The sequence below is a fragment of the Psychrobacter namhaensis genome (assembly GCF_016107545.1).
Lineage (GTDB): Bacteria > Pseudomonadota > Gammaproteobacteria > Pseudomonadales > Moraxellaceae > Psychrobacter > Psychrobacter namhaensis.
Genome location: NZ_JABASS010000007.1, coordinates 18,067 through 33,309 on the forward strand (window position 1 = coordinate 18,067; position 15,243 = coordinate 33,309).

Genomic DNA, 15,243 nt, shown 5'->3' on the forward strand with positions numbered 1-15,243 from the left:
TTTTATCAATCGTGTTAATAAGCTAGATTAACCATTTAACCACACTTTAATCTTGACTAAATTACTCAGGATTAAGTATAATTGGCTTAATCGTTGCACACATCGGGTTAATCATCTGTTGTTTAATAACGATAAGACACAACTTAGTCGCTTTGATATTCATCCAATAGCTTTTAAATGACTTTATAAGCCATTGCGAATCTCATCTGACTAAGATCGTTGTTAAATAAAAATGACATAAAAGTTTGGAGATAACACATGCGTTTGACTACTCGAGGCAGATATGCCGTTACTGCGTTACTAGATTTGGCGTTACAAACCAGCCAACAAGATAGCGCCGTATCCCTATCTGATATAGCCAAACGGCAATCAATCTCGATCTCTTATCTGGAACAGTTGTTTTCCAAACTTCGTAAACGTGGCCTTGTTACCAGTATTCGCGGCGCAGCGGGTGGTTATCATCTAGCAAAACCATTACATGAAATAGATGTAATGAGCATTATCTCTGCTGTCGATGAATCTGTTAATGCAATGCAATGTGAAGGGCGCGGAGACTGTCAAGGTGGTACAATGTGCTTAACCCACGATTTATGGTGTGCGTTGTCTAATCACATTGAGCAGTACTTGAAAAATATAACATTAGCGCAATTATTAGACATGGAAAATGTGCAATCAGTGTCAGAACGTCAGCACACATCCACTAAAGATATTTCTATAAAAGACATCAATACTATTACTCTATCGAACAGCGAGGCAAACCCAGCATGAGCCAACATAACAACCTTATATACTTAGATTATGCCGCCACCACGCCAGTTGCTAAATCAGTAGCGGCTAAAATGAGCGAGTATCTGACTGTAGATGGCATCTTTGGTAACCCAGCCTCACGTTCGCACGGTTACGGCTGGCAAGCGGAAGAAGCGGTAGAAACCGCTCGCGGGCAAGTCGCTGAAGTGATTAACGCAGATCCACGCGAAATCGTCTTTACCTCTGGCGCGACCGAATCTGATAACTTAGCTATCAAGGGTGCAGCCCATTTTTATCAGTCTCGTGGTAAGCACATTATTACCAGTAAAATCGAACACAAAGCCGTACTCGATACTTGCCGTGAGCTTGAGCAAGAAGGTTTTGACATTACCTATCTTGAGCCACAGCCAAGCTCTGGTCTGATCTTACCTGAGCAAGTAAAAGAAGCGCTACGTGAGGACACCATTTTAGTGTCACTCATGATGGTAAACAACGAGCTTGGTACGATTACTGATGTCACTGCCATTGGCGAAATCACTCGCGAAGCTGGCGTGGTATTCCACGTTGATGGGGCACAATCGGTTGGTAAAGTAAAAATCGATCTCGAAAAAATGAAAATCGACTTGATGAGTTTCTCAGGTCATAAAGCCTACGGCCCTAAGGGCATTGGCGCCCTATTCGTTCGTCGTAAGCCACGTATTCGCCTGAAAGCAGAACAGCACGGCGGTGGTCACGAACGTGGCATGCGCTCAGGTACATTACCTACGCATCAAATCGTCGGCCTTGGTGCCGCATTTGCCTTAGCCAATGAGCGCTTTGATACAGACCACGCCCATGTTGCCAAACTACGCCAAAAATTGTGGGATGGCCTGCAAGATATCGAAGAGATTTACTTAAACGGTGATCTTGAACATAGCGTCCCTAATATTGTGAATATTAGCTTTAACTTCGTTGAAGGCGAATCTCTCATGATGTCACTAAAAGACTTAGCAGTGTCATCAGGTTCAGCCTGTACCTCAGCGACACTTGAGCCATCATACGTACTGCGCGCTATTGGTCGTCCAGATGAGTTGGCCCACAGTTCCATTCGTTTTAGCTTCGGTCGTTATACCACTGAAGAAGATATCGATACGGTCATCAAGCAAATGCATGAAGCGGTTGATAAATTACGCGCCCTATCCCCACTTTGGGATATGTACCAAGAAGGGGTAGATCTAAACTCAGTCGAATGGGCTGAGCACTAAAATACAGAATAAAAGAGCAATATGGTTATCAAATATAACCATTACTCCGTTCATCAGACAATTAAAGTTAAGTGTTTGACCCCAATTATCGATGAGTAGATAGCGTTTCAAAGTTAATAAGTGACTACTCATCACCTAACTAGGAGAAAACCCCATGGCCTATAGTGACCAAGTTATTGATCATTACGAAAATCCACGCAACGTTGGCAATCTTGATAAAAATGCCCAAAATGTTGGTACCGGTATGGTTGGTGCCCCAGCCTGTGGCGATGTGATGCGTCTACAAATCCAAGTGGATGATAATGGTATCATCGAAGATGCACGCTTTAAAACTTATGGCTGCGGTTCAGCGATTGCTTCAAGCTCACTCGTAACTGAGTGGCTCAAAGGCAAAAGCTTGGATCAAGCTGGCGAAATCAAAAACAACGATATCGCTCAAGAGCTGGCGTTACCACCTGTAAAAGTGCATTGTTCTGTACTAGCAGAAGATGCCATTAAAGCCGCGATTAGCGACTATAAAGGCAAGCATAGCACGGCAGCAGTAACAGAAGAAGCCGCCAGCTAAACCTATTAGCGTATGCGCTATTGTTTTATTAGCAATGCTTTGGTAGCGGTTCATTGAACCCCTACTAATGCTAAAGAGGTGACAATGACGCTTATGTAATTGTCACCTTTTATTTTCTCAACGTTGTTAGCATATTATTTTGGCAAGCTCGTCGTTTTGGTTGCCAGTTTATATAGAATTTTATTGATATTTATTATTGATAGTCAATGGGAGTTGGCATGATTGAAATGACAGAACGCGCCGCTCAGCATGTTCGAGATTTTTTGGACAATCGCGGCAAAGGTGAAGGTATTCGTGTAGGGATACGTACAGCGGGTTGCTCGGGCTTGGCGTATGTTTTAGAGTTTGTCGATACACCGGACGAAAATGACACGCGCTACGAAAGTCGCGGCGTCAGCATCTTTATTGACCCCAAAAGCTTGGTCTATTTGGATGGGTTATTGATGGATTATGAAAAAGAAGGGTTAAACGAAGGCTTTAAATTCACCAATCCCAATCAAAAAGGGGAATGTGGCTGCGGTGAATCTTTTACCGTTTAAGGTCTACCGTTGACAGTCACTGTGATCAAAACGTCTAATTTTCCCTTCGAGCAGTGATAAACTATTGTGGCTACAGTGGTAGCCAGTATGATAAGCCTGTGCGCAAACATAGCTAGACAAAGAATTTAAAAATAAATAAAAAACAAGGCGTATGATATGACAGACATTACTCCAGAAGCACAGTTTGATAATTTCTTTGCCTTATTTGAGCAACCTGTACAGTTTGAAATTCATCAAGAGCGTCTTGATCAACAGCTACGCCTCCTACAAAAGCGTTACCATCCGGATAATGTGGCCAAAAACCTAACAGATACTGCTCAAGCCCAACAGCAATCTGAGCAAACCTCAGCACTAATCAACCAAGCGTATCAAACATTAAGCGCCCCTGACAGTCGTGCTAGCTATTTGTTAGATCTAGCAGGTCAAGCGCAAAATGTCGAACACTCCATCGCAGACTTAGACTTTTTAGAAGATGCGATGCAGATGCGTATTGAGCTGGATGACGCCATTGAGGGCAAAGATCGCCAGACCTTAGCCCAGTTACATCCACAGATTGTAGAACGGCTGTCTAAACAGTCCAAGCGTTTTGAGGACGCCTACCAGACCAAAGACTGGCAAACGGCGATTGACGCCACCCAAAAACTAAAATTCTTAGTCAAATTAAATGCTGATGTGACCACTGGTCTTGATGAGGTAGCGACATCTGAACATTCAGATGATGACGATTTGTACGTCTAAATATCTAACAGCTAGATTTACATGATCCACCCTATCTACCAGCGTTTATGTATGAACATTTTTAACTTATGACTCTTATTTAAACGTCATGGTTAAAATAGTACCAACTATACCGTATAATCTCTTATTTTAAGGCACGCTTAACCACTACGTGCTCTGTCTTTAGAGTAAGGTTACAGCCGTTACATGGCCCTAGTGCCTGTGGTGTATTGGCTTTATTTCACTTATTTATTTTATCTCTGAGTTATCTTATGTCTTTATTGCAAATTGCCGAACCCAATCAAAGCGCCCAACCTCATCAACATCGTTTTGGCCTAGGAATTGATCTTGGTACCACGCGCTCATTGGTCGCAGTGGTACGGTCAGGCAAGGCGCAAGTCTTAGAAGCAAGCTCAAGCGCCGATAATTTACTACCTTCTGTTGTCTATTATCCAAGTACCGGCGCACCACTTGTTGGCTATGAGGCCCTATCTCACTTAGCGGATGATCCAAAAAATACGATCGTCTCGGCTAAGCGTTTTATGGGTCGTAGCCAAGCTGATATCAAATTCTCTCATCCTTATGAGTTGAGTGGCAGCAAAGATGATATGCCAGCGTTCGTTACTGCTCAAGGCGACATATCCCCTGTTGAAGTCTCAGCGCGTATCTTATCAGCGCTTAAGCAGCGCGCTGCGAGCGCATTACCTGATGACAGCATCGAAGGTGCGGTGATTACCGTACCCGCGTATTTCGATGAGGCTCAGCGTCAGGCCACAAAAGATGCGGCACAAGCAGCTGGTATCACTGTGCTGCGTTTATTAAATGAGCCTACCGCTGCTGCAGTCGCTTATGGTTTGGATCAAACCGATCAAGAGAATAACAAAGAAAGCCATTACCTGATTTACGATCTTGGGGGCGGAACTTTTGACGTCTCTATCTTAAAGCTGACGGATGGTGTTTTTGAAGTATTGGCAACGGGTGGTAATAGCGCACTAGGTGGGGACGATATTGATCGTTTGATCACCAATTGGCTTATCAAGCAGTTAGATATCGATCCTAAAGACGTGAGCCGTCATGACAAATCGATACTTGCACAACAAGCCAAAGCTTACAAGCAAGCATTGACGGATACTGAACAAGTCAATATTGACATCACGGTTAATGGGCAATCTTATCAAGGAGTCTTAGGCCGCGCCGATATACTGGCTATCATAGAACCCGTTAGCCGTCGTACGCTAAGCGTGTGCGAACAAGTACTGCGTGATGCGAAGCTCTCTGGCGCTGATTTAGACGAAGTTATCTTGGTCGGTGGCTCTACTCGTATGCCTGCCATACAGCAAGTGGTTACTGAGTTTTTTGCCAAACAGCCACTTTGCCGTCTCAACCCTGATGAAGTCGTCGCCTTAGGGGCGGCACAAACCGCACATCAGCTGGTCAATGGCGATAGCGATAGCAATCTACTGTTATTGGACGTAACGCCTCTGTCACTTGGTCTTGAAACCATGGGCGGGCTGGTTGAAGTGCTCATTCCGCGTAATACCCCTATTCCTGTCAAAAAGCGTCAAGTGTTTACCACGTATCAAGATGGTCAAACGGGTATGGTTATTCATGTCGTACAGGGCGAACGCGAAACGGTAGAAAACTGCCGCTCACTGGGCCGCTTTGAGCTGTACGGTATCCCACCAATGAAAGCGGGGTTTGCCCGTATCGAAGTAACCTTTAGCATTGATGCCAATGGACAGCTGACCGTCAGTGCGCAAGAGACCACAACCAAAACAGAAAGTAAGATTGAAATTGTGCCCTCATATGGCTTATCAGATGAGCAAAAAGAGCAATTACTGGTTGCCGGATTTAAGCACGCCGAAGAAGATAAAAACGCGCGCTCTTTGATTGAAACCAAAGTAGAGGCTGAGCGTGAAGTACTCGCTTTACAGTCTGCCCTGAACGAATTTGCTACTTTACTGTCCTCTGAGGAACAGCAGGTATTGGCAGAGCAGATACAAAAACTACAAACAGCGCTTAGTACTGATGACCTAACTCTTATCGAAGCCGAACAAGCCCAACTCAAGCCGCATAGTGATGCGTTTGCTGCTCGGATTATGAATCAAAGCGTAAAAGCCAGTATGGCCGGTACGAGTGCCCAAGATTGGTAAGTGGATACATTGAGCAAAATAGCTTAGAGCTCGTACTAAGCTGACCTCTTATATTTTTTATTTTTTAAATTGATTAGCATCGGAAAGACAATTTATGCCAAAGATTACTGTACTCCCCCATCATGAGATTTGCCCTGAAGGCACTGAAGTCGAGCTAGAGGCTGGTGAAAACTTGTGTAAAGCTCTATTAGAAAAAGGTATTAAGGTTGAGCATGCGTGTGAGATGTCAAAAGCATGCACCACGTGCCATGTGGTGGTACGTAAAGGCTTTAATAGTTTAGAAGAGATGGATGATATTGAAGCTGACTTATTGGATCGTGCTTGGGGACTAGAGCCTGACTCACGCTTATCGTGTCAAGTAATGCTTGATGACGAAGACTTAACCATCGAGATTCCTAAATACACGCTCAATCATGCAAAAGAAAATCACTAAACGCTCGTAGCAAATACTACTTAGCTATTTAAGAAAAAGCCAGCTAGTATCATACTAGCTGGCTTTTTTATAGCCGATGTCGAAGGCCATTTTTTCAACAGCTACTTATGAACCGTTACTTGTGATGATTATCACTGTATTTGGCTTCTGCCGCGATAGTCACTGCCACTTTTTCTTGCTCCTGCTCGATACGTTCAAGCGCAAAATTTAAGCGATCCCTAATATCTTGATAGTCATCATCTTTCATGTCTTTGAAATTGAGATGCAAGTTAAAACCCGGTAAGGTGTGGTCCACCCATTTTGATAGATGGCCTTTATGGGCATCCGGATCCAGTACTTGCCACGCATTTACCTTGTTATCAAAGCCTTTTAGCTGAAACGCACCCGCATGGTGACACTCATAATTGTGGCAGATATAATCGTAGGTGCTTTCACTGACCAATATCTTGTCTTTGCCCGCGCTAGCCTCAAGTCTTGCTGCCAGATTGGCCTCTTTGCCAATCAGTGTGTAACTCAGACGATTGTTACTGCCAAAATTGCCAACGTGACAGTAGCCCGTGGTAATACCGATACGTATGTATAATCCTTCAAAACCCATCAAGCGCCATTTTTGTCTTAAGGTACGCATTTCACGGCGCATGTCTATCGCCATTGCCACACAGTCCAGCGCATCTTGACGCGGACCACGACTGTCAGGCTCACCAAAAAAACACACCATACCATCGCCAATGAATTTATCAAGCACCGCACCGTGCTTGTTAGCAATCAAGGTCATACAGTGCATATAAGTATTCAAAATATCGGCTAAATTATCAGCGCTTAAACTATCAGACAGCTCGGTAAAGCCTATAATGTCTGAGAACATAATTGTCAGTTTTGCCCGCTTATTGGACACACTAACTGGGCTGTCTGCCCTTACAATTGGCTCCCACACTTGTGGTGGTACAAAACGAGTCAACTTATTAATAACCGAAACCATGGTACTCAGACGCCCTGTTGCCTGTTTAGCACGGACTTTATAACCCGTATACTCTTGATAGACGCGCCGAAACTGACAGAGCACAACCACCATACTGGCCAACAGTATCGTGTTTGACAACCAACCTTGACCACAGTCCATATCCGTGCCATCTAAGATGGTACTCACATAGTAAAAAACAATGGCCGTCACCAACGCCACTGTGATTAATTTTAGATAATTTTCAGGGCCACTAATGATGATGCGTATGCCAAGCAGAAACACCAAACTGAGAGACATGACAGGGCAAAACTGGAGCGATCCAACGACGACAGAAAATAAAATAATGACAATATTAGACGTCCAAAAGCTCATTTTGCGCCGATAATTGTAAATAAGAATCATCAAACTCGGTAGAGTCGTGACAACCAGTAGTGCCATTGAGGTGGGCCGAAAATCATAGTGCAAAGCAAGCAGTACGACAGTCAGAATTAAGACAAAAACTTCTGGATAATCAAATCGACAAACTCCTTCATTTTTTGACGGGAGCTTCGGTCTCAGCATGTCTAAAAAAGGCATATGGAGTGTTCGCTTTATCTAGCAGGCTATCGAAAAGACTAAGGTGAATAAGAGTAACATAGGTATATCTTTGATTTGATGACAGTCATATATAAGACTGTCTAATAATACATTATACTTTTTAAATAAGACAAAGCCTAGGTCATCGACAACTAAAAAAGTACCATTTATCATTTAGGTAACTGGCTCTCTCCTGCTGTCCCTTATCTATACACTATTGATTCATTTAAAGACGACATAATGCTGCTGGAGTAAATTTTGCGCAGCCTCTGTCTGCGTAGACGCAGTAAGTAAGTAAAATTTATGCGATCAAAACGTGACAGTTTTATTTAGCTGAGCTATAACCTGTCTAAATAAATAACACCAAAAGACAAAGCCAGACACTACTAAGTATCTGGCCTCTTGGAAGCTTTCGTATATACCAAAATCAAAGTCGCTATTACTGCCATAGGCTATATGAAGACAATAAAGTCAAACTTTAAACATCAAATCCAAAGTCTAAAGTACTATTTCATTTGCCAATCAAACGGCATTTGGTGATGACCACGTAACGCCATCATTAAGGTCTGCTGCATTTGTGCCAACACTTCTTTGGTGTAAGGAACAGCAGGCACTCCCCATACTGGATTTGGCCACTGCATATCGTTTTGATAGCGGACAATATGATGAAAATGCAGCTGCGGCACTTGATTACCGAGTGCTGCTACATTCATCTTATCCGCTTGAAAGGTTTTAGCCAGTTGGCTTGACAACCAACTTGATTCGCGCAAAAACTGCGCTTGATCAGCCTCAGATAACTCATACAGCTCTTTAATACCAGACACGCGCGGCACAAGAATCAACCAGGGAAACTGACAATCATTGATTAGGCGACAAGTAGATAATGGAAAGTCACCCACTAAAAAACTGTCGGCCGCAAGTTTATGATGGAGTTGGAACATAATGACGGTTCTCTTGTTATGAATCTTAAATAAAAGGAAATAAAGGCAAAATACAATTAGAGTACGTTAAAAATACAACAGATTGAAGAATAGTGGCGCTATTTTATCAGTTATCCGGCGGATAAAATAGCACCATCACCCATTGTATGGATCGCCTAACTCACTTAGCCAAAATACCCAATACCCAGTTACTGTTACTGTTACTGTTACCAATCAGTCAAACTAAGCCGACTCTGCCACCATATGCTCACTAAAGTAGCGGAGTAACTCTTGAATCACCGTAACGCGCTGTTGCGGCGTTGCCAGTTTTTTGGCATCTTGATAGCGAATACCAGAGGCGCCATTCATCCGATAGTGCTGTCCATCTTTTTGGATTAGCTTAATAATAGCCAATGCATCGACTGGGGTGTCCGGTGCAAACTCCAGAGTCATACTACTGCTATTGGCATCAATTTTATTAATTTTAAGCGGCTCCGCTTGTAAGCGTAACCCATGAACGGCAAATAGCTGCTTGGTTTGATCAGGCAGAGTACCAAAACGATCAATCATTTCAGTACGTATATCGGTGAGTGCCTCTTTGTGATCTGCGTTGCTGATGCGCTTATAAAACAACAAACGCTGATGGACATCGTGCAAATACTCTTCTGGTATCAGCGCGGAGCTGTGCAGATTAATCTCACTGGTTAACGACAAAGGTGTACTCAAGTCAGGCTCTTTACCCGCTTTAATTGCCTTCGTAGCACGCTCTAACATATCCATATATAGACTAAAGCCAATCGCCTGCATATTCCCGCTTTGCTGCTTCCCTAGAATCTCACCTGCCCCGCGAATTTCTAGATCTTCGCTTGCCAGCATAAAGCCTGCGCCGAGCGTATTCGCCCGCTCAATCGCATGCAATCGGCGCTTGGCGTCGCCTTTTAGACCTTTAATAGACGGTACGAGCAAATAACAATAGGCCTGATGATGGCTACGACCAACACGACCACGCAGCTGATGCAGCTGAGCAAGACCAAACTTATCAGCGCGCTCAATAATAATAGTATTGGCATTCGGAACATCAATGCCCGTCTCGATAATGGTCGAGCAAATCAACACATTGAATTTTTTATGATAAAACTGCTGCATCACTTGTTCAAGTTGGCGCTCTTGCATCTGCCCGTGGGCGACCCCTACGCGTGCTTCAGGCACCAGTTCGCGTATCGTTTCTGCCATACGCTCGATACTAGCAACATCGTTATGCAATAAATATACCTGTCCCCCACGCAGCAACTCACGTAGGATCGCCTCTTTTAGCAAAGCTTCTGTTTTTTGCATCACAAAGGTTTTAATCGCCAGGCGACGGGCAGGTGGCGTGGCAATAATCGACATATCACGCATCCCTGAGAGCGCCATATTGAGCGTTCTAGGAATCGGCGTGGCTGTCATCGACATACTATCTACATCGGTCTGAATAGCCTTGATACGCTCTTTATGACGCACACCAAAGCGATGTTCTTCATCAACAATCATCAACCCTAGATTGGAAAACTTTACGTCAGGTTGCAATAACTTATGCGTACCAATCACAATATCAACCTTACCATCAGCCAAATCAGCCAACACTGTGTCTTGATGCTTTTTGCCACCAAAGCGCGATAACGTCTCGATGCGTACTGGCCAATCGGCAAAGCGGTCACGGAAGTTGTCTTCATGCTGTCCTGCCAGCAGTGTCGTCGGTACTAATACAGCCACTTGGTAGCCTGCACTGACCGCAATAAAAGCGGCACGCATGGCGACTTCTGTTTTTCCAAAACCTACGTCCCCGCAAATAAGACGGTCCATTGGCTGGTTTTGTCTCATATCCTCCATCACTGCATGGATAGCATGGGTTTGGTCGGGCGTTTCTTCAAAGGCGAATTGGCTAGCAAACAGCTCATACTGTGAGCTGTCTATTTTAAAGTGAATACCGACCTTGGCTTCACGACGTGCTTGCATATTCAGAAGCTCTGCGGCAACATCGTGAATTTGCTCTAGTGCTTTTTGCTTTGCCTTGTCCCATTTGCCACTACCAATCTTATGCAGCGGTGCCAATGCTGGATCTCCGCCACTATAGCGATTAATCATTTGCAAATTGGCCACAGGCACATAAATACTGGCATCATCGGCATATTTTAAGTGAATAAACTCTTGCTCACCATCCCCTACATCTAAGGTAATCAAACCATGGTAACGCCCGATACCATGCTCGATATGGACAACAGGACTGCCTTCCGTTATTTCAGTCACGCTCTTGACCAAAAACTCTTCTGACACACCACTTTGGCGGCGGCGGCGCGTTTGCAGAACCTGCCTACCAAATAGCTGCGTTTCACTAATCAACACCAGACGTTCCGGCACATAAACGCCACGCTCAATAGGAGCAACCGTTAAACCGACCTGTGGACGTTGATTATCGTTAAGATCACTAATGTCATCTGCTGCTAAGAAATCCTCAAAGCTATCGTAAGCTTTGATATCAATCTTGCCTTTAAATAACTCAATCAGAATCTCGCGTCGACCCGCTGTTTCAGCAACCACCAACACGGGTGTCACCGTTTGTGCTTGTAGGTTTAAAAACTCTAACAGGGCACTCAAAGGCTCAGCTTTTTGATGGTTCACTGCCAGCTGCGGTGGCTCTTGAGCGCTTAGGGTCACTAACCCTGGTTGGTTATTGGCTGTAAGACGCTCTAGTGCTGCGTTTTCACTGTCTACTGCCGCGACATTAGTCATGGACGCCAGTTCATCACGCGCGCTCAGTATAACGCGTGGGTAACGATTGAGATGCTCATTTAGGGTATTTGATAACAGATATAAAAGCTCAGGGGCAACGATAGGCTTATCAATATCGTGACGGCGCTCTTCGTAGCGGCGCTGGATTTGCGACCAATAGTCTACCTGTTTTTCGTTAATCAACTCATCAGCAATAAACAAGGCATCACTTGGCAAATAGGCAAACAGACTACTCTCTGCCTCCCAATCCTTTAGATCGAAAAAGAGCGGTTGGTAGTACTCGATGCCACTGCTTGCAATGCCTGCCATCACATCTTTATGCAGCTCAAACTTACGACTACTGGCATTTGGAAACATCGCTGCAAAATTGGTACGGAACGTCTCACGCCCTTCATCGAGCGGAAACTCCTTTGCTGGTAGTATTTGAAACTGTGCAATAGGTTTTGAGATGTCTGGCAGTTTATGAAGTAGCGATAGTGACTCTTTCGCCATACTCATATCATTGCCAGTCATCATGGCATTGAGATCCTCAACGGTCAAAGTGCGCTGCGTCTGCGGATTGAAAAAACGGATGGTCTCAATTTCATCATCGAATAAATCTAGACGCAGCGGAAATGGCTGACCCATCGCAAAGATATCAATGATACTACCCCGGACGGCAAACTCACCCGGCTCAAACACATTTTCAACCGCTCGGTAACCTGCTTTTGCTAGTAGTCCACGCTGCGTATTGATATCAAATTGATCGCCAACGCTTAAATCAAAATGTTGCCCAATCAGCCAACTTGGCGGTGCCACGCGGTGCATCAGCGCCTGTACTGAAATCAGCAACACACCTGATGTTGGCATATCCGTCAACAGGTTAATACGCTCGCTCACGATGTCTTGATGCGGGGACAGCTCATCATACGTCAGGGTCTCCCAATCGGGAAACACGTAGGCATCGACACCGCAAAATGCCAATTCCGTCTCTATTTGATTGAGCTGATTTTGGTCGCGAGTCACCACGACTTTGAGACGGTCAACCACATTCCATATCGGTGCCTGCATCAAACTTGCCAGCCACAAACTACTGACCGCACCATGCACCGGGGCTAGCCAACGCCGCTGTGCATCTTGAATAGGAAACAACTGCTGGTTAATAGGATCAAACGCGTCAGTCAAAGCAGTGATAGGCATAAAGAATAGGGTCAAAGTTAAGAGTCAGATGGCTATTATACGAATATTTGAGCAATTACCAAAATTTATGCCGTAACGGTTTGTCACTTAGAAATGTCACTTAGAAATGTCACTTAGATACGCTACTTAGATACGCTACTTAGGTTTGTTTAAAAAACCTCAGCCCACGGGTGGCCTGAGGTTTTAGTTTATGTACACGCACTTGATAACAGGAGGTTAGATGAGCGCTTTATCACTGGCGATGATGCCATTATTATCTGCGTAAATAAACATGCCCGAGTTTAGAGTTAAATCACCAAAGCTGATTTCAAGATCCGTTTGACCTTCATCGCGACGAGTCGATTTACGAGGAATACAGCCTAGTGCCTTCACACCAATATCCATCTCTGCCATATCATCAACATCACGCACGCAGCCATACACGACGACGCCAGCCCAGCCATTATCAATAGCTGCTTGCGCAATCATATCCCCCAACAGTGCACAGCGCATCGAACCACCACCATCAACCACCAACACCTTGCCATTACCCTCATTGTCTTTGCCATCACTGTTCAACAAAGATTTAACTCGGCTATTGTCTTCAAAGCACTTTACCGTCACAACTTCACCGCAAAATCTGGTTTTGCCACCAAAACTGTAAAACGACTTGCCTTCAATATTAGGCAAACATACCTGAGATTCAGGATTAGCATCCAATAAGTCACACGTCACAAAACTCTCTTTACTCATCTTTATTGCTTCTGACATGGTAGTCTCCTTGTTATTAACTGACAGCACGGTTATTAGAAATTTTCCTTCATCATAGGGTTAAACTTTTTCTAGTAGTTAATGTTTTACTCGGGTCATCGCAAGCATCTGCTTATTTTCGATCACATCAGTTTGTTGAGTCATCGGCTCAGTGCGGTATTTGTTACGCTCATAAATACCATGCGCACTCATTGCCATCGCACTAGCGACCCGCTTGGCAGAAATAGGATGCAATGACAATGATTCTGAGACTAAAGGGGAGATAAGTTGAAACGCTTTTTGACCAATACTTTCAAGCGGACGGCCTTTATGTTTACCAAGTAGCAGTGAAGGGCGAAAAATAACCAACTGCGTAAAACCTAACGCTATAATAGACTGCTCCGTCTCTGCTTTTACCCGATTGTACAAAAAGCGACTGTCCATATCAGCATTCATTGAAGACAATAAAAAGAAATTTTCAACACCTTTTTGTTGACAGAGCTTAGCAAAATTCACGTTATAATCACGGTCAACTTTTCGAAAGGCTTCATCGCTTCCAGCCTGCTTTTTTGTGGTGCCAAGGCAGCTAAACGCATCCGTCTTACGGTCCACACCAACGCTGGCAAATATTTCAGCCAAGTTGTCAAAGTCATTAACCTGATAAAAGCGCATACTCGCATTGATATAGCGTGGCGGACGCCGTGCAATCACAATTAACGTGTCATAAAGCTCACTAAGCTGCTTAACAAGATGCTGTCCTACCAATCCTGTCGCACCAATCACAATTGCTTTTCGCTGCATACCCTATCCACTTATATACGGTTAGAAAACGTCTAATGATGAGAAGATGTGTCTTTTAGCAGACCATCGCTTTAGTATCATACCTAAATTAATGGCGCACTGACGCTATTCTACAGAATTTATTGTAAGAGTTTTTATCAGCTCTGATGTTTTGACGCCAATAATCTTAGCAGTGACCCTGATAGACACCCTAAAAACGAAACATCCATGTGCCAGCATAACTTCTTTCAGCATTAATCATCAAATATATTGTCCTAAGCGCGATAATTTGCTAAGATAACCGGCTTTACACGTCAACGCTGTTTAATTATTCCAAACAGTTCTGACGCTTGCGATGACCTATTAATATTAGATCGTTTAATATTAGACATCGACATCATATTTGACGAGACGGCTGCTCGTCACCGATGATTGTTAAACCCATTATTGCAATCAACATTCATATTTTATCTGTCTTTATCAAGGAGATACGCGTGGCTAATACTGCACAAGCTCGTAAACGCGCCCGTCAAAACACCAAACGTCGTCAGAACTCTGCGTCACAACGCTCTATGGTTCGTACTTACTTAAAACGTGTTGATGCGGCTATCGCAGCTAAAGATTATGACGCGGCTACCGAAGCTTACAAAAAAGCGGTACCGGTTCTTGATCGTATGGCTGACAAAGGTATTATTCATAAGAATAAAGCTGCTCGTCGTAAGAGCCGCCTAAACAAAACAATCAAAGGCTTACAAGCTTAAGATTTTTAGTGTTTAGACCACATCGTGCTTTAATAGTGAGATGACTAAAACCTTGTCACTGGTTCTAATACTGGGGCAAGGTTTTTTTACGTCTGCTCAAAATACAGCCATTCAAACAATGCCTAACCACCCAAACAATTTTGTAGACTTTACCTCAATATATAGTCAAT

The 15,243-nt window shown here is 44.0% G+C and carries 13 protein-coding genes; 8 read left to right on the plus strand and 5 right to left on the minus strand.

Annotated elements, in window-relative coordinates:
- The first annotated feature begins 258 nt into the window (after positions 1 to 258).
- The 7 genes from JFC06_RS07065 to fdx all read left to right on the plus strand — a co-directional run bounded on the left by JFC06_RS07065 (position 259) and on the right by fdx (position 6,398).
- Positions 259 to 768, plus strand: coding sequence for an Rrf2 family transcriptional regulator (locus JFC06_RS07065; RefSeq protein ID WP_193005361.1), 510 nt, complete (start codon positions 259 to 261; stop codon positions 766 to 768).
- Complete coding sequence (locus JFC06_RS07070; RefSeq protein ID WP_198334485.1) at positions 765 to 1,991, plus strand: IscS subfamily cysteine desulfurase; 1,227 nt, start codon at positions 765 to 767, stop codon at positions 1,989 to 1,991. The genes JFC06_RS07065 and JFC06_RS07070 overlap by 4 nt, the downstream gene beginning before the upstream one ends.
- Positions 1,992 to 2,145: 154 nt before the next feature.
- Positions 2,146 to 2,556 carry a Fe-S cluster assembly scaffold IscU gene (gene iscU / locus JFC06_RS07075; RefSeq protein WP_198334486.1) on the plus strand — a complete coding sequence of 137 codons (411 nt, stop codon included), beginning with the start codon at positions 2,146 to 2,148 and terminating at the stop codon, positions 2,554 to 2,556.
- A gap of 218 nt (positions 2,557 to 2,774) precedes the next feature.
- On the plus strand, positions 2,775 to 3,095 hold the full coding sequence (iscA, locus tag JFC06_RS07080; RefSeq protein ID WP_021814983.1) for an iron-sulfur cluster assembly protein IscA: 321 nt from the start codon (positions 2,775 to 2,777) through the stop codon (positions 3,093 to 3,095).
- A 156-nt stretch (positions 3,096 to 3,251) separates the two neighbouring features.
- Complete coding sequence (gene hscB / locus JFC06_RS07085; protein WP_198334487.1) at positions 3,252 to 3,833, plus strand: Fe-S protein assembly co-chaperone HscB; 582 nt, start codon at positions 3,252 to 3,254, stop codon at positions 3,831 to 3,833.
- Positions 3,834 to 4,084: 251 nt separating this feature from the next.
- Positions 4,085 to 5,965, plus strand: a complete 1,881-nt coding sequence (gene hscA / locus JFC06_RS07090; RefSeq protein WP_198334488.1) for a Fe-S protein assembly chaperone HscA — start codon at positions 4,085 to 4,087, stop codon at positions 5,963 to 5,965.
- Between the two features lie 94 nt (positions 5,966 to 6,059).
- Positions 6,060 to 6,398: an ISC system 2Fe-2S type ferredoxin gene (fdx, locus tag JFC06_RS07095; protein ID WP_193005356.1), complete on the plus strand. Its 339-nt coding sequence runs from the start codon at positions 6,060 to 6,062 to the stop codon at positions 6,396 to 6,398.
- Between the two features lie 115 nt (positions 6,399 to 6,513).
- Here fdx and JFC06_RS07100 read toward each other — a convergent pair whose 3' ends face one another.
- The 5 genes from JFC06_RS07100 to JFC06_RS07120 all read right to left on the minus strand — a co-directional run bounded on the left by JFC06_RS07100 (position 6,514) and on the right by JFC06_RS07120 (position 14,333).
- Positions 6,514 to 7,935, minus strand: coding sequence for an adenylate/guanylate cyclase domain-containing protein (locus tag JFC06_RS07100; protein WP_198334489.1), 1,422 nt, complete (start codon positions 7,933 to 7,935; stop codon positions 6,514 to 6,516).
- 506 nt (positions 7,936 to 8,441) lie between these two features.
- Positions 8,442 to 8,876, minus strand: a complete 435-nt coding sequence (locus tag JFC06_RS07105) for an HIT domain-containing protein (RefSeq protein ID WP_193005354.1) — start codon at positions 8,874 to 8,876, stop codon at positions 8,442 to 8,444.
- A 222-nt stretch (positions 8,877 to 9,098) separates the two neighbouring features.
- Positions 9,099 to 12,803, minus strand: a complete 3,705-nt coding sequence (gene mfd / locus JFC06_RS07110; RefSeq protein ID WP_198334490.1) for a transcription-repair coupling factor — start codon at positions 12,801 to 12,803, stop codon at positions 9,099 to 9,101.
- A gap of 216 nt (positions 12,804 to 13,019) precedes the next feature.
- Positions 13,020 to 13,535 carry a ribonuclease E activity regulator RraA gene (gene rraA, locus JFC06_RS07115; protein ID WP_198334544.1) on the minus strand — a complete coding sequence of 172 codons (516 nt, stop codon included), beginning with the start codon at positions 13,533 to 13,535 and terminating at the stop codon, positions 13,020 to 13,022.
- 96 nt (positions 13,536 to 13,631) lie between these two features.
- Positions 13,632 to 14,333, minus strand: a complete 702-nt coding sequence (locus JFC06_RS07120) for an NAD-dependent epimerase/dehydratase family protein (protein ID WP_198334491.1) — start codon at positions 14,331 to 14,333, stop codon at positions 13,632 to 13,634.
- Positions 14,334 to 14,806: 473 nt separating this feature from the next.
- Here JFC06_RS07120 and rpsT point away from each other — a divergent pair, with 473 nt between their 5' ends.
- A complete protein-coding gene (rpsT, locus tag JFC06_RS07125) occupies positions 14,807 to 15,073 on the plus strand; it encodes a 30S ribosomal protein S20 (RefSeq protein ID WP_010200097.1) in 267 nt (88 codons plus the stop codon).
- Positions 15,074 to 15,243: the final 170 nt, after the last annotated feature.

Excerpts from the sequence above, each read along its gene's own strand:
- JFC06_RS07065 (WP_193005361.1), top strand. The coding sequence starts at position 259 with ATGCGTTTGACTACTCGAGGCAGATATGCCGTTACTGCGTTACTAGAT.
- JFC06_RS07070 (WP_198334485.1), top strand. The coding sequence starts at position 765 with ATGAGCCAACATAACAACCTTATATACTTAGATTATGCCGCCACCACG.
- iscU (WP_198334486.1), top strand. The coding sequence starts at position 2,146 with ATGGCCTATAGTGACCAAGTTATTGATCATTACGAAAATCCACGCAAC.
- iscA (WP_021814983.1), top strand. The coding sequence starts at position 2,775 with ATGATTGAAATGACAGAACGCGCCGCTCAGCATGTTCGAGATTTTTTG.
- hscB (WP_198334487.1), top strand. The coding sequence starts at position 3,252 with ATGACAGACATTACTCCAGAAGCACAGTTTGATAATTTCTTTGCCTTA.
- hscA (WP_198334488.1), top strand. The coding sequence starts at position 4,085 with ATGTCTTTATTGCAAATTGCCGAACCCAATCAAAGCGCCCAACCTCAT.
- fdx (WP_193005356.1), top strand. The coding sequence starts at position 6,060 with ATGCCAAAGATTACTGTACTCCCCCATCATGAGATTTGCCCTGAAGGC.
- JFC06_RS07100 (WP_198334489.1), bottom strand. The coding sequence starts at position 7,935 with ATGCCTTTTTTAGACATGCTGAGACCGAAGCTCCCGTCAAAAAATGAA.
- JFC06_RS07105 (WP_193005354.1), bottom strand. The coding sequence starts at position 8,876 with ATGTTCCAACTCCATCATAAACTTGCGGCCGACAGTTTTTTAGTGGGT.
- mfd (WP_198334490.1), bottom strand. The coding sequence starts at position 12,803 with ATGCCTATCACTGCTTTGACTGACGCGTTTGATCCTATTAACCAGCAG.
- rraA (WP_198334544.1), bottom strand. The coding sequence starts at position 13,535 with ATGAGTAAAGAGAGTTTTGTGACGTGTGACTTATTGGATGCTAATCCT.
- JFC06_RS07120 (WP_198334491.1), bottom strand. The coding sequence starts at position 14,333 with ATGCAGCGAAAAGCAATTGTGATTGGTGCGACAGGATTGGTAGGACAG.